At 58.4% G+C, this 22120-nt stretch carries 21 protein-coding genes and 1 pseudogene; 13 read left to right on the forward strand and 9 right to left on the reverse strand.

Features of this window, described 5'->3' with window-relative positions; all coding sequences use genetic code 11:
- Positions 1-202 precede the first annotated feature (202 nt).
- From acnA to JZX89_RS19090, 3 genes are all read left to right on the forward strand, one after another.
- Positions 203-2896 carry an aconitate hydratase AcnA gene (acnA, locus tag JZX89_RS19080; protein WP_207135030.1) on the forward strand — a complete coding sequence of 898 codons (2694 nt, stop codon included), beginning with the start codon at positions 203-205 and terminating at the stop codon, positions 2894-2896.
- 196 nt (positions 2897-3092) lie between these two features.
- Positions 3093-3833, forward strand: coding sequence for a DUF1223 domain-containing protein (locus tag JZX89_RS19085; RefSeq protein WP_153515505.1), 741 nt, complete (start codon positions 3093-3095; stop codon positions 3831-3833).
- Between the two features lie 399 nt (positions 3834-4232).
- Complete coding sequence (locus JZX89_RS19090; RefSeq protein WP_149900482.1) at positions 4233-4625, forward strand: DUF2794 domain-containing protein; 393 nt, start codon at positions 4233-4235, stop codon at positions 4623-4625.
- A 135-nt stretch (positions 4626-4760) separates the two neighbouring features.
- Here the strand turns inward: JZX89_RS19090 and JZX89_RS19095 are convergent, their stop codons facing one another.
- From JZX89_RS19095 to JZX89_RS19105, 3 genes are all read right to left on the reverse strand, one after another.
- Positions 4761-5498 (reverse strand): Bax inhibitor-1/YccA family protein, encoded by a 738-nt coding sequence (locus tag JZX89_RS19095; RefSeq protein WP_149900483.1) that lies wholly within the window; start codon positions 5496-5498, stop codon positions 4761-4763.
- A gap of 218 nt (positions 5499-5716) precedes the next feature.
- Positions 5717-8278 carry an ABC transporter permease gene (locus tag JZX89_RS19100; RefSeq protein ID WP_207135031.1) on the reverse strand — a complete coding sequence of 854 codons (2562 nt, stop codon included), beginning with the start codon at positions 8276-8278 and terminating at the stop codon, positions 5717-5719.
- Positions 8275-8985 carry an ABC transporter ATP-binding protein gene (locus tag JZX89_RS19105; RefSeq protein WP_149900485.1) on the reverse strand — a complete coding sequence of 237 codons (711 nt, stop codon included), beginning with the start codon at positions 8983-8985 and terminating at the stop codon, positions 8275-8277. The genes JZX89_RS19100 and JZX89_RS19105 overlap by 4 nt, the downstream gene beginning before the upstream one ends.
- A 93-nt stretch (positions 8986-9078) precedes the next feature.
- Here JZX89_RS19105 and JZX89_RS19110 point away from each other — a divergent pair, with 93 nt between their 5' ends.
- Positions 9079-9729 carry an arylesterase gene (locus tag JZX89_RS19110; RefSeq protein WP_207135032.1) on the forward strand — a complete coding sequence of 217 codons (651 nt, stop codon included), beginning with the start codon at positions 9079-9081 and terminating at the stop codon, positions 9727-9729.
- A gap of 68 nt (positions 9730-9797) precedes the next feature.
- Positions 9798-10391, forward strand: coding sequence for an RNA 2',3'-cyclic phosphodiesterase (thpR, locus tag JZX89_RS19115; RefSeq protein WP_153515508.1), 594 nt, complete (start codon positions 9798-9800; stop codon positions 10389-10391).
- Here the strand turns inward: thpR and JZX89_RS19120 are convergent.
- Positions 10325-10804 carry a low molecular weight protein-tyrosine-phosphatase gene (locus JZX89_RS19120; protein ID WP_207135033.1) on the reverse strand — a complete coding sequence of 160 codons (480 nt, stop codon included), beginning with the start codon at positions 10802-10804 and terminating at the stop codon, positions 10325-10327. The genes thpR and JZX89_RS19120 overlap by 67 nt on opposite strands.
- Positions 10805-10863: 59 nt before the next feature.
- Between JZX89_RS19120 and JZX89_RS19125 the strand changes: the two genes are divergently transcribed.
- The 7 genes from JZX89_RS19125 to JZX89_RS19155 all read left to right on the forward strand — a co-directional run bounded on the left by JZX89_RS19125 (position 10864) and on the right by JZX89_RS19155 (position 16682).
- A complete protein-coding gene (locus JZX89_RS19125; protein WP_149900489.1) occupies positions 10864-11169 on the forward strand; it encodes a 4a-hydroxytetrahydrobiopterin dehydratase in 306 nt (101 codons plus the stop codon).
- Positions 11170-11220: 51 nt separating this feature from the next.
- Complete coding sequence (locus tag JZX89_RS19130) at positions 11221-11601, forward strand: YkvA family protein (protein ID WP_153515510.1); 381 nt, start codon at positions 11221-11223, stop codon at positions 11599-11601.
- A gap of 297 nt (positions 11602-11898) precedes the next feature.
- The gene (locus JZX89_RS19135; protein WP_149900491.1) at positions 11899-12402 is read left to right on the forward strand and encodes an invasion associated locus B family protein; all 504 of its coding nucleotides are present in this window, start codon (positions 11899-11901) and stop codon (positions 12400-12402) included.
- A 266-nt stretch (positions 12403-12668) separates the two neighbouring features.
- A complete protein-coding gene (gene rlmN, locus JZX89_RS19140) occupies positions 12669-13841 on the forward strand; it encodes a dual-specificity RNA methyltransferase RlmN (RefSeq protein ID WP_246746767.1) in 1173 nt (390 codons plus the stop codon).
- A 108-nt stretch (positions 13842-13949) separates the two neighbouring features.
- A complete protein-coding gene (locus JZX89_RS19145) occupies positions 13950-14903 on the forward strand; it encodes an ABC transporter substrate-binding protein (protein ID WP_207135034.1) in 954 nt (317 codons plus the stop codon).
- A 106-nt stretch (positions 14904-15009) separates the two neighbouring features.
- Positions 15010-15891, forward strand: a complete 882-nt coding sequence (locus JZX89_RS19150) for an ABC transporter permease (RefSeq protein ID WP_207135035.1) — start codon at positions 15010-15012, stop codon at positions 15889-15891.
- On the forward strand, positions 15888-16682 hold the full coding sequence (locus JZX89_RS19155; RefSeq protein WP_142842270.1) for an ABC transporter ATP-binding protein: 795 nt from the start codon (positions 15888-15890) through the stop codon (positions 16680-16682). The genes JZX89_RS19150 and JZX89_RS19155 overlap by 4 nt, the downstream gene beginning before the upstream one ends.
- A gap of 41 nt (positions 16683-16723) precedes the next feature.
- Here the strand turns inward: JZX89_RS19155 and JZX89_RS19160 are convergent, their stop codons facing one another.
- Positions 16724-17371, reverse strand: a complete 648-nt coding sequence (locus JZX89_RS19160; protein WP_153515511.1) for a LysE family translocator — start codon at positions 17369-17371, stop codon at positions 16724-16726.
- Positions 17372-17505: 134 nt separating this feature from the next.
- Positions 17506-18360, reverse strand: a complete 855-nt coding sequence (locus JZX89_RS19165; protein WP_149900495.1) for an SDR family NAD(P)-dependent oxidoreductase — start codon at positions 18358-18360, stop codon at positions 17506-17508.
- A gap of 316 nt (positions 18361-18676) precedes the next feature.
- Here JZX89_RS19165 and JZX89_RS19170 point away from each other — a divergent pair, with 316 nt between their 5' ends.
- Positions 18677-19900: an argininosuccinate synthase gene (locus JZX89_RS19170; protein ID WP_149900496.1), complete on the forward strand. Its 1224-nt coding sequence runs from the start codon at positions 18677-18679 to the stop codon at positions 19898-19900.
- A gap of 52 nt (positions 19901-19952) precedes the next feature.
- Here JZX89_RS19170 and JZX89_RS19175 read toward each other — a convergent pair.
- From JZX89_RS19175 to JZX89_RS19185, 3 genes and pseudogenes are all read right to left on the reverse strand, one after another.
- Positions 19953-21148, reverse strand: a pseudogene (locus JZX89_RS19175) (multidrug effflux MFS transporter).
- A gap of 5 nt (positions 21149-21153) precedes the next feature.
- Complete coding sequence (locus tag JZX89_RS19180; protein WP_153515513.1) at positions 21154-21612, reverse strand: MarR family winged helix-turn-helix transcriptional regulator; 459 nt, start codon at positions 21610-21612, stop codon at positions 21154-21156.
- Between the two features lie 132 nt (positions 21613-21744).
- The gene (locus JZX89_RS19185) at positions 21745-22101 is read right to left on the reverse strand and encodes a hypothetical protein (RefSeq protein ID WP_336510803.1); all 357 of its coding nucleotides are present in this window, start codon (positions 22099-22101) and stop codon (positions 21745-21747) included.
- Positions 22102-22120: the final 19 nt, after the last annotated feature.

A 22120-nucleotide genomic window follows, 5' to 3' on the forward strand; every position in this document is an offset into this window, starting at 1 on the left:
ACGTTTCTCCGAAATTATCTATATGAGTGTCAACCACGCCAGCGGCCGGCGTGAACATCATCTTGCGCCGGACCTGAATGTTACGAGGAGTAACTTTCACGTGCGGACAGCGGAAATGGTCGTACCCGCATCCTGATGTGCTTGCGAGCACAGGGGTCCGCACGCGCGTGTTGGCTAATCAGATTATGCGGGGTTTTAAACCGTGGCCAAATCTCTCGACAGTTTCCAATGTCGTTCCGTCCTTACCGTGGATGGTAAGGACTATGTTTATTTCAGCCTTCCCAAGGCTGAGGCAAACGGTCTCAAAGGCGTTTCCAAGCTGCCTTATTCCATGAAGGTTCTTCTGGAGAACCTGCTTCGTTTCGAGGACGGCCAGTCCGTCACAAAGGAGCACATTCTGGCCGTCGCCGAATGGCTTAATAATAAGGGCCTCACCGAAACGGAAATCGCCTATCGTCCAGCCCGCGTTCTCATGCAGGACTTTACAGGCGTTCCCGCCGTGGTCGATCTTGCCGCCATGCGTGACGCCATGGTGTCGCTCGGTGGCGATCCGGAAAAGATCAATCCGCTCGTTCCCGTCGATCTCGTCATCGACCACTCGGTCATCGTCGATGAATTCGGCACGCCGACCGCGTTTGCCCGCAACGTCGAGTTGGAATATGAGCGCAATGGCGAGCGTTACCGCTTCCTGAAGTGGGGCCAGCAGGCGTTCAAGAATTTCCGTGTGGTTCCGCCCGGCACCGGCATCTGTCACCAGGTCAACCTCGAATATCTCGGCCAGACCGTCTGGACGAAGGAAGAGGATGGCGAGACGGTTGCGTACCCGGATACCTGCGTCGGCACAGACAGCCACACGACCATGATCAACGGTCTCGGCGTTCTCGGCTGGGGCGTTGGTGGTATCGAGGCTGAAGCGGCGATGCTCGGCCAGCCGGTTTCCATGCTTTTGCCTGAGGTCATTGGCTTCAAGCTGACCGGTAAGGTGAAGGAAGGCGTGACCGCGACCGACCTCGTTTTGACCGTCGTGCAGATGCTGCGCAAGAAGGGTGTCGTCTCCAAATTTGTCGAATTCTTCGGCCCGGGCCTTGATTCGATGACGCTTGCCGACCGCGCGACCATCGGCAATATGGGTCCGGAATATGGTGCGACCTGTGGTTTCTTCCCGGTTGACGGCGAGACCATCAATTACCTGACCATGTCCGGCCGCGCCAAGGACCGCATCGCGCTCGTCGAAGCGTATTCGAAGGCGCAGGACATGTGGCGCACCGGCGACGGTTCCGACCTCGTCTTCACCGACACGCTGGAACTCGACCTTGGCGACGTGGTGCCGTCCATGGCCGGCCCGAAGCGTCCGGAAGGCCGCCTGCCGCTCGAAACCATTGCGCCGAATTTCGCAACGGCTCTCGAAAACGACTACAAGAAGCCCGGCCAGCTCACCAACCGCTATGCGGTTGACGGCGAAGACTTCGATCTCGGCCACGGTGATGTGGCGATTGCGGCCATCACCTCCTGCACCAACACCTCCAACCCTTCGGTTCTCATCGCTGCCGGGCTTCTCGCCCGCAATGCGGTTGCCAAGGGGTTGAAATCCCAGCCGTGGGTGAAGACCTCGCTTGCGCCGGGAAGCCAAGTGGTTGCCGAATATCTCGACAAGTCGGGCCTACAGAAGGATCTCGACGCAATCGGCTTTAACCTCGTTGGCTTTGGCTGCACCACCTGCATCGGCAATTCCGGCCCGCTGCCGGCGCCGATCTCCAAGACGATCAACGACAAGGGTCTCATCACCGCTGGTGTTCTCTCGGGCAACCGTAACTTCGAAGGCCGTATTTCGCCAGACGTTCAGGCGAACTACCTCGCTTCACCGCCGCTCGTCGTGGCCTACGCCCTTGCCGGCACGGTCCAGAAAGACCTGACGAAGGAGCCGATCGGCGACGACCAAAACGGCAACCCGGTCTATCTGAAGGATATCTGGCCGACCTCGCAGGAAATTCAGGAATTCATCCTGAAATACGTCACCCGCGAGCTTTACGAATCGAAGTATGCGGATGTGTTCAAGGGTGACGCGAACTGGCAGGCCGTTCAGGTTCCGCCGGGCCAAACCTATGCCTGGGACGACAAGTCGACCTATGTGCAGAACCCGCCTTATTTCGTCGGCATGGGCAAGAAGGGCACTGGTCTCAAGAACATCAAGGGCGCGCGCGTCCTCGGCCTGTTCGGCGACAAGATCACCACCGACCATATTTCCCCGGCCGGTTCGATCAAGGCTGCTTCGCCGGCCGGCGCCTATCTGACGGAGAACGGCGTGGCCGTCGTCGACTTCAACCAGTACGGCACGCGTCGTGGCAACCATGAAGTGATGATGCGCGGCACTTTCGCCAATATCCGCATTCGCAACCACATGCTCGGCCCGAACGGCAAGGAAGGTGGCTACACCATCCATTATCCGTCCAAGGAAGAGATGTCGATCTATGACGCGGCCATGAAATACAAGGCGGAGGGCGTTCCGCTCGTCATCTTTGCCGGTGTCGAATATGGCAACGGCTCTTCCCGTGACTGGGCGGCGAAGGGCACCAACCTGCTCGGCGTCAAGGCCGTGATTGCGCAGTCGTTTGAGCGCATCCACCGTTCGAACCTTGTCGGCATGGGCGTCGTGCCTTTCGTCTTCGAGGAAGGCACGACCTGGGCGAGCCTCGACCTCAAGGGTGACGAAGTCGTCGAGATCGACGGCCTCGAGGGCGACATCAAGCCACGCGAAAAGAAAGTCGCCAAGATCACTTACAGCGACGGTTCGGTGAAGGAAGTTCCGCTTCTTTGCCGCATCGATACGCTGGACGAAGTGATCTACATGAACAATGGCGGCATTCTGCAGACCGTTCTTCGTGATCTGGCTGGCTGATAAAGCTTAAACCAACAAAAGACGCCGGGAAAAATCCCGGCGTCTCTTTCGTTTCTTGATCTCTTTTTTTGTGATTGCCGCTCACCCCTTCGTGACTTTCTATTGAGGGGCATTAGACGTTATTTTCCGGTTTGCATCCCGGCAGGATTGATCGCATCAATTCGTCTGGATATCTTGCCGGACAAAGGTTTTTGTAATGCCACTGAAATTTCCCCTGTCGATATGTCTTCTCGGCACGTTCCTTGTCACCTCCGCGCAGGCGCAGGAGGCAGTGAAGGGCGTTGTCGAATTGTTCACATCGCAGGGATGCTCATCCTGCCCGCCGGCGGACGAAGCGCTGCGCAAGATGATCCAGAAGGGTGATGTTGTCGGTCTTTCCTACCACGTCGACTACTGGAATTATCTCGGCTGGACGGATTCGCTGGCGTCCAAGGAAAATACTGAACGGCAATATGGGTATATGCGGGCGCTCGGCCGTAATGGGGTCTATACGCCGCAGGCAATTCTGAACGGCCGTGACCACGTCAAGGGCGCGGATGTTCGCGGCATCTATGACAGGCTCGATGCTTTCAAGCGCGAAGGCCAGGGGCTAAGCGTGCCGGTCTCGTCAAAATTCGCCGGCGATGAGGTGGAGATCGATATTGGTGCCGGTAATGGCAAGGCTGATGTCGTTGTTGCCTATTTCACCCGCGAACAGACGGTGGATGTGCAGAAGGGCGAGAACCAGGGGAAAAAAATGTCCTACTGGCACAGCGTCTATGATGTGCAGACGGTCGGCATGTGGGATGGTTCGCCGATGACGGTGAAGCTTCCGGCGAGCGTGGTGGCAAAAGTGAAAAAGGGTGGCTGCGCCGTGCTGTTGCAGACGGCCAATGCCAGCGGCGATCCGGCGGCAATCGTCGGCGCAAGTATCCTGCTTGGAAATGAAACCCCCTGATCGCCTGTCAGGCGATTGAAGATCCGGTCCGGGCATTGGGGGCTGGGGGTAAAGGGTCAATGCACCGGACCGGGTCATCTTGGTGCCTAGGCATCAATTGACAATAGGACTATTCCATCCAATTCGGGCCATGGTTTGACCGAAATACGGCAGGCCATGCCAAAATGGCTGCCTAAATGGTTACCATTTTTTACCCCTGCTTTTGTTGCGGGCAGCGTCTTTGGGGTTGTTTGGCGGAAGTTTCCAATGTCACCTTCTCCCGGTTTTATAGCCGTCTGAAAGCCATTCTGGCCCCTGCCGCGACTTCTGCGCCGGTGCGCAAGCGTCTCGCAAGGCTTGCAATTTTGTTTTCTCAGGCTCACATTGTTGGGAAGACTTGGGTGGAATCGGAGGTATTGGATGACCGATCAACCGGATGTGCAGCAGGTGCAGACCGCTTCACGCGATAATTCCACCGTTGTCGATCTCCGCGAATACAGAAAAGACAAAGACCCTTTGCCGGTCACCTTTCACCGGCGCGAGCTGGATGCGATCCTGCGCATCTATGGCCGCATGGTGGGAGAGGGAGAGTGGCGCGATTACGCCATTGACCACCTGAAGGAAAAGGCGGTGTTTTCCGTCTTCAAACGCTCAGGTGAAATGCCGCTTTACCGGATTGAGAAGAACCCCAGGCTGGCGGCGAAGCAGGGCGCTTATTGTGTGGTGAATTCGGATGGCCGCATTCTCAAGCGTGGGCACGAACTGCCGCAGGTTCTCAAGGTTTTCGACAAGGTTCTGAAGCTTATCGAGTGAGTTTCGGACGGACGGCTACCTGTTGTCACTCGATGCGGACAAGCGGGTCGACAGGCTTGCAGATTTCGAATCTTCATAAATAAAAAGGCGGCCGATGGGCCGCCTTTCATTTGTTTGCCGTTCGGGTTCTTACCCTTACTTGTCACGGTTACCCATGAACTGCAGGAGGAACATGAACAGGTTGATGAAGTCGAGATACAGCGTCAGCGCACCCATGATCGCCTTGCGGCCGGCCACGGCAACCTCGTCGCCATCGAAATACATTTCCTTGATCTTCTGCGTATCGTAGGCGGTGAGGCCCGCGAAGATCAGCACGCCGATTGCGGAGATCGCAAACTGCAGAGCGGAAGAAGCGAGGAAGATGTTGACGATGGACGCGATGATGAGGCCGAACAGACCCATGATCAGGAACGAACCGAGACCGGAAAGGTTCTTCTTCGTCGTGTAACCGTAAAGCGAGAGCGCGCCGAACGAAGCAGCGGTCACGAAGAATGTCTGCACAACGCTCTGGCCGGTATAGACCAGGAAGATCGAGGACAGAGACACACCCATCAACGCCGCATAGACCCAGAAGGTCATCTGGGCGGCGGAAACGCTCATGTTCTGGATGCGGAAGCTAAGGAAGAACACCAGTCCAAGCGGTGCGAGCATGACAACCCAGCGCAGCGGCGACGCATAGAGCAACTGGGCGAAAGCCGGATTGGTCGTCGCGAGCGTATAGGTGGCGAACGCTGCAACGCCGGTGATGACCAGAGCCAGCGCCATCAGGTTGTAAACCTTCAGCATATAGGCGCGAAGACCTTCATCGATCATCGCACCAGTCTGTGCACGGGTCTGCGCCATGCGGTTCTGGTAGTTATTGAAGTCAGCCATTGTTTCCTCTTTTGAGCTCCGTAATTGCTACGGTGTCGGGATACCTCCCGGGCGCCGCTGCGGAGCTTCAGCAAGCCTGTCCAAGAATATGATGGCAGAACGTGTCTGATACAAGGCCTTTTGCAGTCGAAAAGACACCATATGCGCGAAAAGCGCTCACGTTTTGGCGATCATTACAAAGAATTAATCGTTAAAGTTAAGCGGGGCACAACCGATGATCATTCCCCTGCCTGCCTGAGAACCGGCGCCGCTTTCTGGCCGAGAATCCGCCAGGTGCCGATAAGGCCGATGCCGACCGTCATGACGAGGGCGACAACGAGGGTTCCGATCGCCACATCCGGCAGGAAACTGGAGGGCAGCTTCATGATGCGGGCGATCACGAACCATGCGGAGACGCCGCCGGCGAAAAGTGCGAAGACGGCGGTGGCGAGACCGAGCATCATGTATTCGTAGGAGAAAGCGCGGATGAGCAGATTTCGCGTGCCGCCGAGTGTTTTCAGGATCACCGCATCATGGGTGCGGGCCCGGTTTCCGGCGGCGAGAGCACCGGCGAGAACCAGCACGGATGCTATCAATGCAACGGCTGCGGCAACGCGAATGGCGGTGGCGAGCTGGCCAACCAGTCGGTTGACGACATCGAGAGCGTCCTTCACGCGCACGCTTGTTATCGTCGGGTAGGTGTTGGTAACGGAGCGCAATATCCGGCCTTCGTCGCTTGCGGAAGCGGAAGGATCGGCAAGTGTCGCCAGCCAGGCATGCGGTGCGCCGCGGAACGTGTTCGGCGAAAAGACCATGACGAAATTGATCGACAGGGATTCCCATTCGACATTGCGCATACTGGCGATCTTTGCCGTGATACTGCGGCCAAGGACATTGACGGTCACTGTGTCGCCGATCTTGAGGCCGAGTTCCTGTGCCTCTTTTGCCGCGAAGGAGACCAGCGGTTCGCCGCTATAGTCCGGCCCCCACCACGTTCCTTCCGTCAGCTTCGTGTTTTCCGGCATGTTTTCGGAATAGGTGATGCCGCGGTCGCCACGTAGTAACCAGCGGCCGGATGGCGGCACCTCCATCTTCGTCACATCTTCGCCGTTGAGCGCCAGAATGCGGCCGCGCAACATTGGCACTTCGGTCAGCGTGCCTTGTGGTGCTTCCCGTTTCAGCAAATCACGGAAGCCCTGCACCTCGCTGCCCTGAATATCCACAAAGAAGAAATTCGGTGCACGTTCCGGCAGACTGTCGGTCAGCTCGCGGCGCAGATTGCCGTCGATCAGCGTCAGGGTCACGAGCAGGGTCAGGCCGAGGCCAAGTGAAAGGACGACCGAGGGCGTGAGCGCTCCCGGCCGGTGAATATTGCCGATCGCCAGACGAAGGGCGGCGGAATGAACGCGGGGGCTGCGTTTGGCGATGGCCTTGACCCCGGAAGCCACCAGCCGCAGCACCACAAAGGCAAAAGCGATGGCGGCGAGGAAAACCGAGGCAATGAAACGGTCTTCCGCCGAGAAGATGGCAAGGGCGGCCAGCGCGGCCAGCAACAGGCCCGTTGCGGCCAGATAGGGCCAAGACGGCCAGCTGCCTTCCTCGAAACCCTGTTCGCGGAAAAGTGCCGTTGCCGGAACCTCACGTGCCTGACCGAGCGGCACGATGGCGAAAGCGAACGTCGTCAAGAGGCCGAACAAGGCGGCGAGGCCGAGCGCACCGGGATAGAAGGCAAGTTCTTCCGGCACGGGCAGCACACCTTCCAGAAACCGCATGGCAATCAGCGGTGCAATGGCGCCAACAACGAGGCCGATGACGATACCGACGGCGGCGATAAAAGCGATCTGGAAGAGATAGGTCATGGTGACCACGGAGGCCGGCGCGCCGAGGCATTTCAGCGAGGCGATCGTGGTGCGCTTGGAATCGAGAAAGGCGCGCACGGCGTTGGCGACGCCAACCCCGCCGACGATGAGGGCGGTAAGGCCCACCAATGTGAGGAATTGCGAGAAGCGGTTGACGTTTTCGGTGAGCGACGGTGCTGCCCGGTCACTGGTGCGGATGGACCAGCCGGCATCGGGAAGAGCCTCGTTGGCGGCATCGGTCATCGTTGCCCGCGCTGCGGGATCGTTCAGTTTGATCTTATAGGCGTGTTCAACGAGGCTGCCGGTCTGAACGAGGCCGGAGGCGAAGAGCGCGTCGCGGCTGACCATCAGCCTTGGGGCAAAACCGAAACCGTCGGACAGTGCATCCGGCTCATCGACGACGGTACCGGTCAGTTTCAGCTTCACATTGCCGAGCAGTATTTCATCGCCGATCTTGGCGCCGAGGCGTTCCAGCAATAGCGGTGCGGCAATGGCACCATAGGTGTCGCCGTTGCCGGCCAGAAGTTCACTCAGCGGCCGGTTGGGATCGGCCGCGAAGGTGCCATAAAGCGGATAGGCGCCGTCAATGGCTTTCACTTCCGTCAGGGTCTGTTCGGAGCCATCGGCAAGGCGGGCCATGGAGCGAAGCCCGGTGGAAACCGCGACGGTTCCGAGGCCATCGAGATAGCTACGCTCTGTTTCCGTCGCTTCCCTGTTGCGCAATTCGAAACGCACGTCGCCGGCCAGAATCGACTGGCCTTCGGTGGCAATGGCGCTGGTGACTGCGCGCGACACGGAATTGACGGCGGCGATGGCCCCGGTTCCGAGCGCGATACAGGCGAGGAAAATGTAAAAGCCGCTCAAACCGCCACGAATTTCGCGCCGTGCGAGTCTCATGGCATTTCTGATATTCGCGACAGATGGAAAAAGGGATCCGATCATGCCGATACCGCCCGCGCCATCTGGGGGCGGGCGCTGTCGCCTTCAATCTCGCCGGAGCGCACCTTGATCTGCCGTGAGCAGCGGGCGGCGAGCGACGGGTCATGGGTAACGAGGACCATCGTCATGCCGCGTTCGGCCTGTTTGGCAAAAAGAAGATCGGCGATCTGCTTGCCGGTATCGGTATCGAGATTGCCCGTGGGTTCATCGGCGATCAGCACGGCGGGGGAGGGGGCAAGCGCGCGGGCGATGGCCACACGCTGTTGCTCGCCGCCGGAGAGCTGGCCGGGATAATGGCTGAGGCGTTCTCCAAGGCCGACGGCGACGAGTTCGCGCCTGGCGATCTCGAAGGGGTTGGGGGTATTGGCCAGTTCCAGCGGAACGGCGACGTTTTCGAGCGCCGTCATATTGGCGATGAGGTGGAAGGACTGGAAAACGATGCCGATATTCTTGCCGCGAAAATCCGCCAGCGCATCTTCACCAAGCTTGTGCAACTCCGTATCCGCGATGACGATCTCGCCGCTATCCAGCCTCTCGAGGCCGGCTAGCACCATCAGAAGGGTCGATTTTCCCGAGCCGGAAGGGCCGACGATGCCAACCGCCTCGCTTTCGTCGATGACAAGATCGATGTTCTTGAGAACGTGAACGGAGGCGGCGGCGTTGCCGAGCGTGAGGTCGGCTTTCTTCAGCTCTATGATGCTTTTCGTCACAATTCTCGTTCCTATATAGAAAGATGAAAACGGGCTGGCGGCGTCGATGCGGTCGGTATTTCAGGCAACGAGAACCAAGTTAGGAAAGCCGTGATGAGATTTAAAGCTGCCCTGTTTCACTTCATCGTCATTTTAGCCACCGCCTTTTTCGCTTCTGTGGCCACGGCTCAGGAGCGGACATTGCAACTGGTTGGCCTCGGCGACAGCCTCATGGCCGGGTATCAGCTGCCGCCCACCGACAGCTATACCGCACAGCTTGAAGCTGTATTAAAGGCGAAGGGCATCAATGTCGTCGTCACCAATGCCGGGGTGTCCGGCGATACCTCCTCCGGTGGTCTGTCGCGGGCCGAATGGTCTGTGCCTGATGGAACGGACGGGGTCATTCTGGAACTTGGCGCCAATGATGCACTGCGCGGTATTGCTCCGGAACAGACGGAAAAGAACCTCGATGCCATCATTTCCGGTTTTCAGAAGCGTAATATAGCCGTGCTGCTGGTCGGTATTATGGCGCCGCCGAATATGGGTGACGACTATGCCAGGCGCTTCAATCCGATCTTTCCAAAGCTTGCGGGAAAATACAACCTGCCGCTCTATCCCTTCTTTCTGGACGGTGTCGTGACAGATGACAAGCTGAAGCTGGAGGACAAGATGCACCCGAATACGCAGGGTGTGGCGATGATGGTGGAGAAATCTTTGCCGGCTGTTGAAAGCTTCATCAAGACAATCGGTGCGCAAAAAAAATAAGCACTTGCGCCCGTCTGCATTGCGTGATTCGCTATGCTTGTTCTGCCAAGAGATTCGGGGAGCTCGCCATGCCGAGACTGTTTACCGCCCTCGAAATTCCGCGCAATGCGGCTATGAGCCTCTCATTGTTGCGCGGTGGTCTGCCGGGAGCCCGGTGGATCGATGTGGAGAATTATCACATAACCCTGCGTTTTATCGGTGATATCGACGGGCGAACCGCCGATGAGGTTGTCGACAGGCTGGATCGGATCGAAAGACCGGAATTCCAGCTCAATCTCACCGGTATGGGTTCCTTCGGCTCCAAGAAACCGCACTCCATCTGGGCCGGGGTTTCTCCCTCACCGGAAATGCAGGCGCTGCAGGCGGAAGTCGAGAGAATTTGTCAAAGGATCGGTCTCCCGCCTGATCCGCGCAAATTCATGCCGCATGTGACGCTGGCGCGGTTGCGCTCATCCCGTCTGGACGATGTGGTGCACTATCTTTCCGGACGCGGCAATTTCCGCACGTCGCCCTTCACGGTGGGACGTTTCGTGCTGATGTCGTCGAAGGAATCGGTGGGCGGCGGCCCCTATGTCGTGGAAGAGGCGTTTCCGCTTCACGAAGCGCGGTCGAGCTCCAGCTTTTCGAGCAACGAGCTGCATCCCGCCAAAAGCATGTTGTAGACGGTCAGAAAGCCGTCTTCACCACCGAAATAGGGATCCGGGACGCTCTCGTGGCGTCCCGACGCGTAGTGTAGAAACAGGTGGATTTTGTGCCTGCGGTTTTCCGGCGCCTTTTGAAGCAGTTTCGCCAGATTGCTCGTATCCATGGCAAGGATGAGATCGAAGGTGTCGAAATCGGCATGACTGACCTGCCGCGCGCGCTGCCCTGAAATATCGATGCCATGCTTGCGGGCTACCGCGACTGATCGGCGATCCGGGGCGGTGCCCGTGTGCCAGCCGCCGGTGCCGGCGGAATCGACGGTGAGTTGGCGGGATACACCCTCTCTATTGGCGAGGTTTGTTAAAACGCCTTCGGCAAGCGGTGAGCGGCAGATATTACCCATGCAGACAAAAAGAACAGCCATATGTTTCATGGAATATGCGTCGATCCGGTCGTTGAGGCGTTAATGGGTATCAAGCGGAGGCAAGATTGATGAAATATCCCAGAGTTGAACCGGATGCTATCCGGCAGGCATTGTCGAAACTCGAAGGATGGGCTTTGCGTGAGGACGGAGCGGCGATCGTCAGGTCCTTCAAGTTTTCCAGTTTTGCGGAAGCCTTCGGTTTCATGGCTGAATCGGCTCTTGCGGCGGAAAGGCTCAATCATCACCCGGAATGGTCCAATGTCTATTCGCGCGTGAAAGTCTGCCTCACAACCCATGATTCACAGGGCATAACCGAGCGGGATTTTCTTCTGGCCGAAGCGATGCAGAAGGCAGCGGCGGGCCGGGGGAATTGAATGGCGGGCGTTAAGTCCCATATAATAGCCGTGACCGGAGGACCGTCGATCATGGATGATGTGAAAATCGGTGAAATTCTTCTGCCGGGTGAAACCGACAAGCAGCAGGAGCGCGAGACTGTGGTGCGGGCGAAATTCTGGCCCAAGCTGAAGCGCGTCATGACAAAGGTGCCCTTCGCGCGCGATGCGGCGGCTGCCTATTATTGCGCGATTGATCGCGACACGCCGTTGCGCGCCAAGGGCATTATTCTTGCTGCGCTCGCCTATTTCATCATGCCCATCGACGCCGTGCCGGACATGCTGGCGGTCGTCGGTTTTACCGATGATATCGCCGTCATCACCGCGGCACTCGCCATGATCCGCGCCCATATCAAGATGGAACATTACGATGCGGCGGATGCCATGCTGAAGAGACAGCAGGAAGCCGGGTAACGCCTCTGTGATGTGCCTTCCCGGCGCAGCCTGGCGGGCGACAAATTCTTGCCTGAATTTGTGTGTCATACACAAGAAGGAAGGTCGTTCCGCGCCCTTCCTTCAGGGTGCGGGGAGTCGCCAATCTGTAACACTGCAAGACGTTTTAGGCATTTTATGCGTGTTGTTGACGGTTTGGTAACCGCTTCCTGACCACAATGAGAAAAGACGATCCGCACCCGAATGTGGCCGCTCCATGAACATGGAGCCCGCCGCCGCCTCGGGCTAATGGAAGACAATAACCCGGCAGGAAATTTTATGTTTGTAAGAAGTGTAGCAACCGCAGTGGCCATTCTGCTGACCAGCGTCGGCGTAGCATCTGCACAGTCGCCCACGCGCATCCAGCAGTTCAATGCCTGGGGCGCCTATTCGTACAAATCGGGTAACAGCACCGTTTGCTATGTTCTTTCCATTCCGACATCGAAGGAACCGGCGAGCGTCGATCACGGCGATATTTTCTTCATCGTATCGCAGCGCCCTGGTCAGAACATTTCCTATGAGCCGCAGGCCATGGTGGGTTATCCGCTGAAGCAGGGTTCCAAGGTCAACGTCACGATCGACAACAAGAACTTCGTGATGTTCACCAAGGACAAGGCTGCCTGGGTTGAAAACGCTGCCGAAGAACCGGCCCTCGTCGCAGCGATGAAGAGCGGCAAGTCGATGACGGTGAAGGCGACGTCTGGTCGCGGAACCGGCACTTCCTATTCCTATTCACTCTCGGGTATTTCGGCTGCTCTCAAGCAGATCGAGAGTTGCAAGTAATTCTGACGCCTCGTCAGCTTTGTGATTGGCCGGTCATCGACCGGCCATTTGCGTTTTTGCCAGTTTGATGCTAAAGGCGCGGCAACATTGACAGGCGGATGCGCGAAAAGTGCTCCGCCTTTGATTTTCTCGACATGCAGACGATTTTCCGCCTATCCCACAGGCCGGTCGTGCGATGCATGGAATGATGGGATAGCGTGATGTCCGTAATGCAAGCCCCTGCCGGCCTGGCAGTCAAAACCCCCTTGATCGCCAATAGCGATCTCATGTCCGGCAAGCCGTCGCTGATCGGCTTGACGCGTGAGGAAATGGGCGAGGCGCTGGCCGAGGTCGGCGTGCCGCAAAAGCAGGTGAAGATGCGTGTCAGCCAGTTGTGGAACTGGCTTTATGTGCGCGGCGTCTCGGATTTCGACAATATGACGAATGTCGCCAAGGAGCTTCGTGAGACGCTGAAGGCGGCCTTTACCATCGCTCGCCCGGAAATCGTCGAGGAGCAGATCTCCAATGACGGCACCCGCAAATGGTTGATGCGGTTTCCGCCGCGCGGCGCGGGACGTCCCGTCGAGATCGAAACGGTTTATATTCCGGAAGAAGGGCGCGGCACGCTGTGCATTTCAAGCCAGGTGGGCTGTTCGCTGACCTGTTCCTTCTGTCACACCGGCACGCAGCGTCTGGTGCGCAATCTGACAGCCGAGGAAATTCTCGCCCAGCTTCTGCTGGCTCGTGACCGGCTTGGCGATTTTCCGGATGGTTCGACGCCGGTCGGTGCTTATGTGCCGAGCGAAGGCCGCAAGGTGTCCAACATCGTGATGATGGGCATGGGCGAACCGCTCTATAATTTCGAGCATGTGAAGACTGCGCTTCTGATCGCGACCGATGGTGATGGCCTGTCGCTTTCCAAGCGCCGCGTGACGCTCTCCACCTCGGGCGTCGTGCCGGAAATCTTCCGCACGGGCGATGAGATCGGCGTGATGCTGGCGATTTCACTGCATGCGGTGCGCGACGATCTGCGCGACATGCTGGTGCCGATCAACAAGAAATATCCGCTGAAGGAGCTGATCGAGGCCTGCCGCAACTATCCGGGTGTTTCCAATGCCCGCCGCATCACCTTCGAATATGTGATGCTGAAGGATGTGAACGACAGCCTGGAAGACGCCAAGATGCTGGTGCAGCTGCTGAAGGGCGTTCCGGCCAAGATCAACCTCATTCCGTTCAATCCATGGCCGGGCACGAACTACCAGTGTTCCGAATGGGCGCAGATCGAGAAGTTCGCCGATTTCATCAATCAGGCGGGTTATGCCTCGCCGATCCGCACGCCGCGCGGCCGCGATATTCTCGCCGCCTGTGGCCAGCTGAAGTCGGAATCGGAACGCATGCGCAAGACCGAAAGACTGGCTTTCGAGGCGATGATGATCGCCAATCACGGCGCGGATGACTGAATAAGCCGCAATTGCGCCATAAAGCTGGTTTTGCGGCGGTTCTCCGATTGATTTCGCGCTGTCTTGTTCCTAAAAAGACGACAATAGGGAACCAACAGGAGGATATCCATGCGCGCATTCATTATGGCTCTCGCTGCCGCGAGCGCCCTCGTTCTGCCGGCCAAGGCTGAAAACGTCACCGTTGCCGTCACCGCCATCGTCGAACATCCGGCGCTTGACGCCGCCCGTGATGGCGTCAAGGCAGCGCTTGCCGAAGCCGGTTACAAGGAAGGCGAGAACCTCAAATTCCTTTACGAGTCCGCGCAGGGCAATCCCGGCACCGCAGCGCAGATCGCCCGCCAGTTCGTGGGTGACGCGCCGAACGTTATCGTGCCGATCTCCACGCCGTCGGCCCAGGCCGTCGTTGCTGCCACGCGCGATATTCCGGTCGTCTTCACGGCCGTGTCCGATCCGGTTGGCGCACAGCTCATCAAGAGCATGGAGAAGCCCGGCGGTAACGTGACCGGCCTTTCCGACATGCTGCCGGTTGGCGAACATCTGGCGCTCATCAAGGAAATCTCGCCGAATGCCAAGTCCATCGGCTTCATCTACAACTCGGCCGAAGCCAATTCCGCCTCGACCCTCGCCCTGCTGAAGGCCGAAGCCGACAAGGCCGGCCTGAAGATCGTCGAGTCCGTCGCCACAAAGTCCGCTGAAGTTCAGGGCGCGACGCGCGCTCTGGTCGGCAAGGCCGACGTGATCTACGTTCCGACCGACAACACCATCGTTTCCGCTTTCGAGGCGGCAGCCGGTGTTGCGAGCGAAGCCAAGATCCCGCTTTACGCCGCTGATACGGATTCCGTCGCGCGCGGTGCGGTTGCAGCCCTCGGTTTCAACTATTTCGACGTGGGCAAACAGACCGGCGCCGTTGTTGTCCGCATCCTCAAGGGTGAAAAGCCGGGTGACATTCCGGCAACCGTGGCTGTCGGCACCGATCTCGTAATCAACAAGAAGGTTGCCGAAAAAGTTGGCGTCACCTTCCCTGAAAGCGTGACGAAGCGCGCCACCAAGGTCATCGACTGAACCGAAACCAGACTGAATTGCGGGCGGCGGTATTTCGCCGCCCGTTTTACGTGGCACGAGACGGTGCCCGTATCCGCCTGATGGCGGCAATAACAAGGACATTACCGTGAGCCAAATCGCCTTCTGGGGTGCCGTGGAGCTGGGACTGGTCTTCGCTTTCGTGGCGATCGGCGTCTATCTTGCTTTCCGGGTGCTTGATTTTCCTGACCTGACCGTGGACGGTTCGTTTCCGCTCGGCGCTGCTGTTGCTGCCGTGCTGATCATCGCCGGTCTGAATGCCTGGGTCGCGACGGCGGTTGCGATGGTTGCCGGTGCCGCTGCGGGCATGGTTACCGCAACGCTCAACGTTCGTTTCAAAATCCTCAACCTGCTTGCTTCGATCCTGACGATGATCGCGCTGTTTTCCGTCAATCTGCGGGTGATGGGAAAGCCGAATGTGGCGCTGCTCAATCAGGATACGATGGTATCGCCGTTTTATGGCCTCGGCCTTTCCGAATATCTGGTGCGGCCGCTCTTTATCGGCGCGCTGGTGCTGATCGCGGTCATTCTCGTCTGGCGTTTTCTTGAAAGCGATGCGGGCCTTGCCATGCGGGCGACGGGGGCCAATGCGCGAATGGCGCGGGCGCAGGGCGTGAAGACGGGTAACCAGATCTATCTCGGCATGGCGCTTTCGAATGCGCTGGTCGCCCTCGGCGGCGCGCTGTTTGCGCAGACCAATGGTTTTGCGGATGTGACAGCCGGTGTCGGCACCATCGTCGTCGGGCTTGCGGCCGTCATCATCGGCGAAACGCTGTTTGGTGCACGCGGCATTCTGATCGCACTCGTCGGCTGTGTTTTCGGCTCCATTGCCTATCGTCTCGCCATCCAGCTTGCCTTGTCGAGTGATGTGCTGGGTCTCAAGGCATCCGACCTCAATTTCGTAACGGCGGTATTGGTGGCCATCGCATTGATCCTGCCCCGACTGCGCCGTGGGGGAGCAACATCGTGATTTCCCTTTCCGATATCCAGGTCGTCTTCGGGCGCGGTACGCCACTGCAAAAACAGGCGCTGGCCAAGATCGACCTCACCATCGAAGATGGCTCCTTCGTCACCGTCATCGGTTCCAATGGTGCCGGCAAATCCACGCTTCTCGGCGTATTGGCCGGCGACGTCCTGCCGACGGCGGGCAAAGTGGTGATCGGTGGTGCCGACGTTACCCGCAAACCGACCGCCAGCCGGGCCGGTCGGGTGGCGCGCGTGTTTCAGGATCCACTCGCAGGCAGCTGCGGCGCGCTCACCATCGAAGAAAATCTGGCGCTGGCGGCGTCGCGCGGCGAGCGTCGCGGATTGTTGTCGGCGCTTGGACGGGGCAGGCGGGATTTCTTTAGAGAACGTATCGCCTCGCTCAATCTCGGTCTCGAAAACCGGCTGAAGGATCGCATGGACCTGTTGTCCGGCGGACAAAGACAGGCAGTGTCGCTTGTCATGGCAACGCTTTCCGGCTCGGATGTGCTGCTGCTTGACGAACATACGGCAGCGCTCGATCCCGGCATGGCGGAATTTGTGATGGAATTGACCCGCAAGGTGGTGTCGGAGCGCAAGCTGACAACGCTGATGGTCACGCATTCCATGCGTCAGGCACTGGATTATGGCACCCGCACGATCATGCTGCATGCCGGCGAAATCGTGCTCGACGTGTCCGGCGACAGCCGCAAGGATCTTGAAGTCGAAGATTTGATCGACATGTTCCGCAAGATACGCGGCCAGAAGCTGGATGACGACGAGCTTTTGATCGGCTGATCATTCCTAAAGGCGCCATCCGGCGCCTTTTTTATTTGCGGTCAGCGCGTTTGCGTGAAGAAAATCTTGACGGCGAAGAGTGAAAAGACGCCGGCGATCGTGTAATCCAGCCCGCGCAGAACCTTCCGGTTGCGTTGCAGCCACGCGGACAGGACATCGGCGGCGACAACGATGCCGATACCGATCGGCAGTGCCACGATGATGGACCAGATGCCGAGGAAGATCAGCTTGCCGGTGACGTGTGGGTCGGAGGCGCTGACGAATTGCGGCAGGAAGGTCATGAAGAAAATAATGACCTTGGGGTTGAGCAGATTGACCCAGATGCCGTTCAGCAAGGCTGATCTGAGCGAGGATTGCTGCTTTTCTCCGTTGGTTTTCACCATCACGAAATCCGAGCCTTTACGGATCGCCTGAATGGCGAGCCAGACCAGATAGGCGGCCCCCCCGGTTTTCAGGATCATGAAGGCCGTCGGCGAGGCGACGATGAGGGCGGCGACGCCAAAGGCGACCAGCATCGTGTGCACGGTGATGCCGATATTGGTTCCGACCAGCGTCATGAATCCCGCCGCCCGGCCTTCGCGCAGCGAGCGGCTGATCCAGAGCGTCATGTCTGGCCCCGGCGTCACCGCCAGAAGCAGAATGGCGATGGTGAAGGCGACAAGTGTTGGCAGGCTTGGAACGAAATCCATCGCGGCACCCATGAAAGCGGCAAATGATGGCGTTGCTTAACGCGATTTCGCGCTTCTGCCAATGTTTTTGAGCCGCAACGCGCGATGCGACTATGGGGAGCCGCCACACCGTTCAAAGCGCGGCGGCTGACTATTCAGTTCTTGAGGAAGCTTGTGAAGGCTGCGGAATATTCCGTGTGCCAGCGCGAAAGTGGCGGGCGGTTCTGGACGATGTCCTGGGCCGCCCAGAGAATGCGTTTCTCGTCTGTCGGGCGGTCTACTTCGCCGTCCGGGCAGAGAATGTAGAAATCGCCCCGGCTGATACTCTCGATCATGAAATCGACGGTCTGCTCGCCGGTCCATGCGCCCTGTGGCTTTTCCGTCCTGCCATTGGCGGTCAGGCCGGTGAAGACGAAGCCGGGGATTAGCAGATGGGCGGAGGCCGCGCCGTTCGGAATATTGCGCAATTCGTGCTGAAGCGCTTCCGTGAAGGTTTTGACGCCTGATTTGGAGACATTGTAGGCCGGATCGCCGGGCGGCGTGGTGATGCCCTGTTTCGAGCCGGTATTGATGATGAGCGACGCCTCGCCATGGGCGACCATGCCCTGGCCGAAGACACGGCTGCCGTTCACCACGCCCATCAGATTGACGTTGATGACCTTTTCCCAATTGGCCTGCGGGCCGAAGATGGCGCTTCCCGGCTGGATGCCGGCATTGTTCATCAATACGTGAACCCTTCCGAAACGCTGGATGACGGCGCGCTCTAGCGCCTCCAGTTCGTCGAGTTTCGATACGTCGGTCGGGATGGCGACGATCTGCGCTTCGCCGTCCTTGGCGACGTTCAGAATATCCGCATGCGCTGCGGCGAGCTTTTCCCCGTCGAGATCGACGAGCACGACACTCATGCCAAAACTCGCAAATTTGCGGGCGGCGGCAAGTCCGATACCGGATGCCGCACCGGTGATGACAGCGACATTATCTTCCTTGAATGCGGGGTGGATGGTCGTCATAGGTTTCTCCTTCGCGTCGTTTCTGCTGTTTCCAGCGGTTTGCAACGTTGCCTGAACCTGAGTGGCTTCATTCACGGTCTTCAAGTCGATCGCGCCGCTTCATGATAAAGCGCGAATTTTCTAAATGCATGTGACAATTGCTTCGTTCCCACCGGCAGCGGTCGGTCATCACCCGCCGTCATATGCGCCCATCAATTGTTTTGTCGCGTATCTTACGGAAAATCGCTTCACACATTTCGGGTTGCACTGTAAAAGTGCCGAAATACCAAGGAAATGACGGTACGCGGATGCCGTCATCATGCAGATGGACATCACTATGGCTCTCCCGAAAGACGTTAAGAAAGTCGTTCTCGCCTATTCCGGCGGCCTCGACACCTCGATCATCCTGAAATGGCTCCAGACGGAACTCGGTGCTGAGGTCGTGACCTTCACCGCCGATCTTGGCCAGGGCGAAGAGCTTGAGCCGGCGCGCAAGAAGGCCGAGATGCTGGGCATCAAGGAAATCTTCGTCGAGGACGTCCGCGAAGAGTTCGTACGTGATTTCGTGTTCCCGATGTTCCGCGCCAACGCCGTATATGAAGGCGTCTATCTGCTCGGCACCTCAATTGCCCGTCCGCTGATTTCCAAGCACCTGATCGAGATCGCCAAGAAGACCGGTGCCGACGCCATTGCGCATGGCGCCACCGGCAAGGGCAACGACCAGGTCCGTTTCGAGCTTTCGGCCTATGCACTGAACCCCGATATCAAGATCATCGCGCCGTGGCGTGACTGGACGTTCAAGAGCCGTACCGATCTTCTGCAGTTCGCCGAACAGAACCAGATCCCAGTCGCCAAGGACAAGAAGGGCGAAGCGCCTTTCTCGGTTGATGCCAACCTGCTGCATTCCTCTTCCGAGGGCAAGGTTCTGGAAGATCCCGCCAAGGAAGCGCCGGAATATGTGCATATGCGCACTATTTCCCCGGAAGCTGCTCCCGACAAGGCAACGGTCATCAAGGTCGGTTTCCGCAAGGGCGATGCCTGCTCCATCAATGGTGTCGAAATGTCTCCTGCCACACTTCTGGCGACGCTCAACAATTACGGTCGTGAGAACGGCATCGGCCGCCTTGATCTGGTCGAGAACCGTTTCGTCGGCATGAAGTCGCGCGGTGTCTACGAGACGCCCGGCGGTACGATCCTGCTCGCCGCGCATCGCGCCATCGAATCCATCACGCTCGACCGGGGTGCAGCCCACCTCAAGGACGATCTGATGCCGCGTTACGCCGAGCTTATCTATTACGGTTTCTGGTTCTCGCCGGAGCGTGAAATGCTCCAGGCCCTGATCGACAAGAGCCAGGAACATGTAGAAGGCGAAGTGACGCTGAAGCTCTACAAGGGCAATGTCATGGTAACCGGCCGCGAGAGCGAAAAGTCGCTCTATTCCGACGCGCTGGTGACCTTCGAGGACGACCACGGCGCTTACGACCAGAAGGATGCGGCGGGCTTTATCAAACTCAATGCGCTGCGTCTTCGCACGCTGGCCAAGCGTAATCTCAGCAAGTAATTCAGCTGACATGAAAACAGGAACCCGCGGGCGGTGACGCCGGCGGGTTTTTTCATGACTGCCTTTTGGAGACGATGCGGAAGCCGATGTAGCTGGCGACTGCCGTGAATTCCATGACCGGGATGATAATGCCAAAACCGGTCAGCGGGGAACCGATGAGTGAGGCCGCAGTCCCACCCGCAAAGCCCGATCCCATCTGGATGAAACCCATCATCGCCGATGCCGAACCGGCAATATGCGGAAAGGGGCAAGGGCCGCCGTCACCATCGAGGGTGTCAACAAAGCGATGCCGACCGTTGCGACCGCCACGGGTACCATGATGGAAAGGAAGGATGGCGGCACCAGCAATACTGACAGCATGATGAGAAGACCGCCGGTGCCCGAAAAACAGAGGCCGAGCATCACCGAACGCCGGTCACCCAACTTCGGTGCGATATAACGCAAGGCAATGGAGCCGAAGAAATAAGCGCCGGTCTGCATCAGCATTCCGACGCCGAAGGCGGTGGGGGTCATGCCGACTTCGTTAATAAGAATGAAGGTCAGCATGGTGGCCTGCGCATAAAGCGCGCCGATGGAGCCGCCGAGCACGAGTGCGGCGAATAGAAACCGTGGCTGGGTCAGCAACGTGCCATAGGCAGACAGGAGACGGCAGGGGCGGATCAGGTTTTTGTCCGGGACTGTCGTTTCGCGCAGAAAGACAACCACGGCGAAGATGGCCATGGCCCCGAGGCCGGCCATGAGGAAAAACACCGATTTCCAGCCGAAGGCTGCAAGGGATAGCCCGCCGATTGTTGGTCCCATGGCCGGTCCGACGGCCAGCATGATGCCGATGAGGTTCATGATGCTGGAGGCATCAGCGCCGGTGAACTGGTCGCGCACGACGGCGCGCGCCACCGTCATGCCAACGGAGGCGCCGATGCCCTGTACCAACCGGGCGAAGAGCAGGACTTCAATTGTCGGGGCAAAAACCGCAAGCAGTCCGCCGCCGAGAAAGATTGAAAGAAAGAACAGACTGGCCTTTCGCCGCCCGAAGGCGTCGGATGCCGGTCCGGCGAGCAGCTGGGCTATGGCGAAACCGGCAAAATAGAGCGACAGGCTGAGCTTGACGGCGGAATCGGTGGTGGCGAAAACCCGTGTCAGTTCCGGCATGGCCGGTGTATAGATTGCCATGGAAATGGGTGCCAGCGCCGTCAGCAGCGCACCGAGTATTGCCGTGCGCTTTCTGGACATGATTGTTTCTGACGACATTGCGATCAGCTGTTTTGGCCCGGCTGTTCCGGCTGCAGATTGTTGCGAAGCGTCTGCAGGAAGCTGCGGAACAGCGCGACCTCCTCCTCATTCATGCCCTGCGTGGCGTGGCTGACGAGCTGGTCGATTTCCAGTCGTACGGCTTCCAGCATGTCGGTGGAGGCCTTTGTCAGCACGATGCGTTTGGAGCGCCTGTCCTGCGGGTCCTGCTGGCGTTCGACGAGATTGAGGGACTGCAACTTGTCGAGATAGGCGCAGATCGTCATGGGCTCGATGCCGAGGCGGGCGGCGATCTCCGACTGTTTGCTGCCATCCACGACCGCAACCGTCAGCAATGCGCGTGCCTCACCGGGGGTCAGGCCCAACCCGGCCTCGGAAATGCGGCGCTCAAATGCACTGTTCAGCAGGCGTGCGCCGCTGTTCAGCAAAAATGCCAATGAATCTTTTTCGCGTTTCGTGCCCATGCTTCGCCTTTTGTAAGTCAGCCTTACTAAATTCCGGGCGATAAGCAATGGTACGCAAATCATATTGTCGAAAATCGAGTAAAGTATGTGTCAGTTCGGTTGCATTATGTTCAGCAAGATAGTCGAAGATCGTTACGCCAAAGCAAAAAAAGACAGGACGTCCTGCATTTTTTGTGCCTCATCCGTCGTGCCGATGGAGCTGGCGATTTCGGCCCGGTCGGAAAAATACGACAGGAAGTCGAAATCCGTATCATCGGTCACGCCGGATATGTCGATTACCTCGCCATTGGCGTTCAGAGTTTGGGCCGGCAGTTCGGAGGAAAGCTCAAGCCAGGTATCGTGGCCGATTTTCCCCGCATCGTAATATTCCTGGGCGATTTCGCGCAACTCGCGCAGGCTGAGGCGGGTGAAATCGATGCGTTTCACCGTCTCCTCGAAGCCTGCACCTGCGTCGGATTTGGCCGCCTTGCCGAAATCGGTATTGCCCACGGATCTGGCGTTTCTGGAA

The sequence above is a fragment of the Agrobacterium burrii genome, assembly GCF_017313405.1.
Classification (GTDB): Bacteria; Pseudomonadota; Alphaproteobacteria; order Rhizobiales; family Rhizobiaceae; genus Agrobacterium; species Agrobacterium burrii.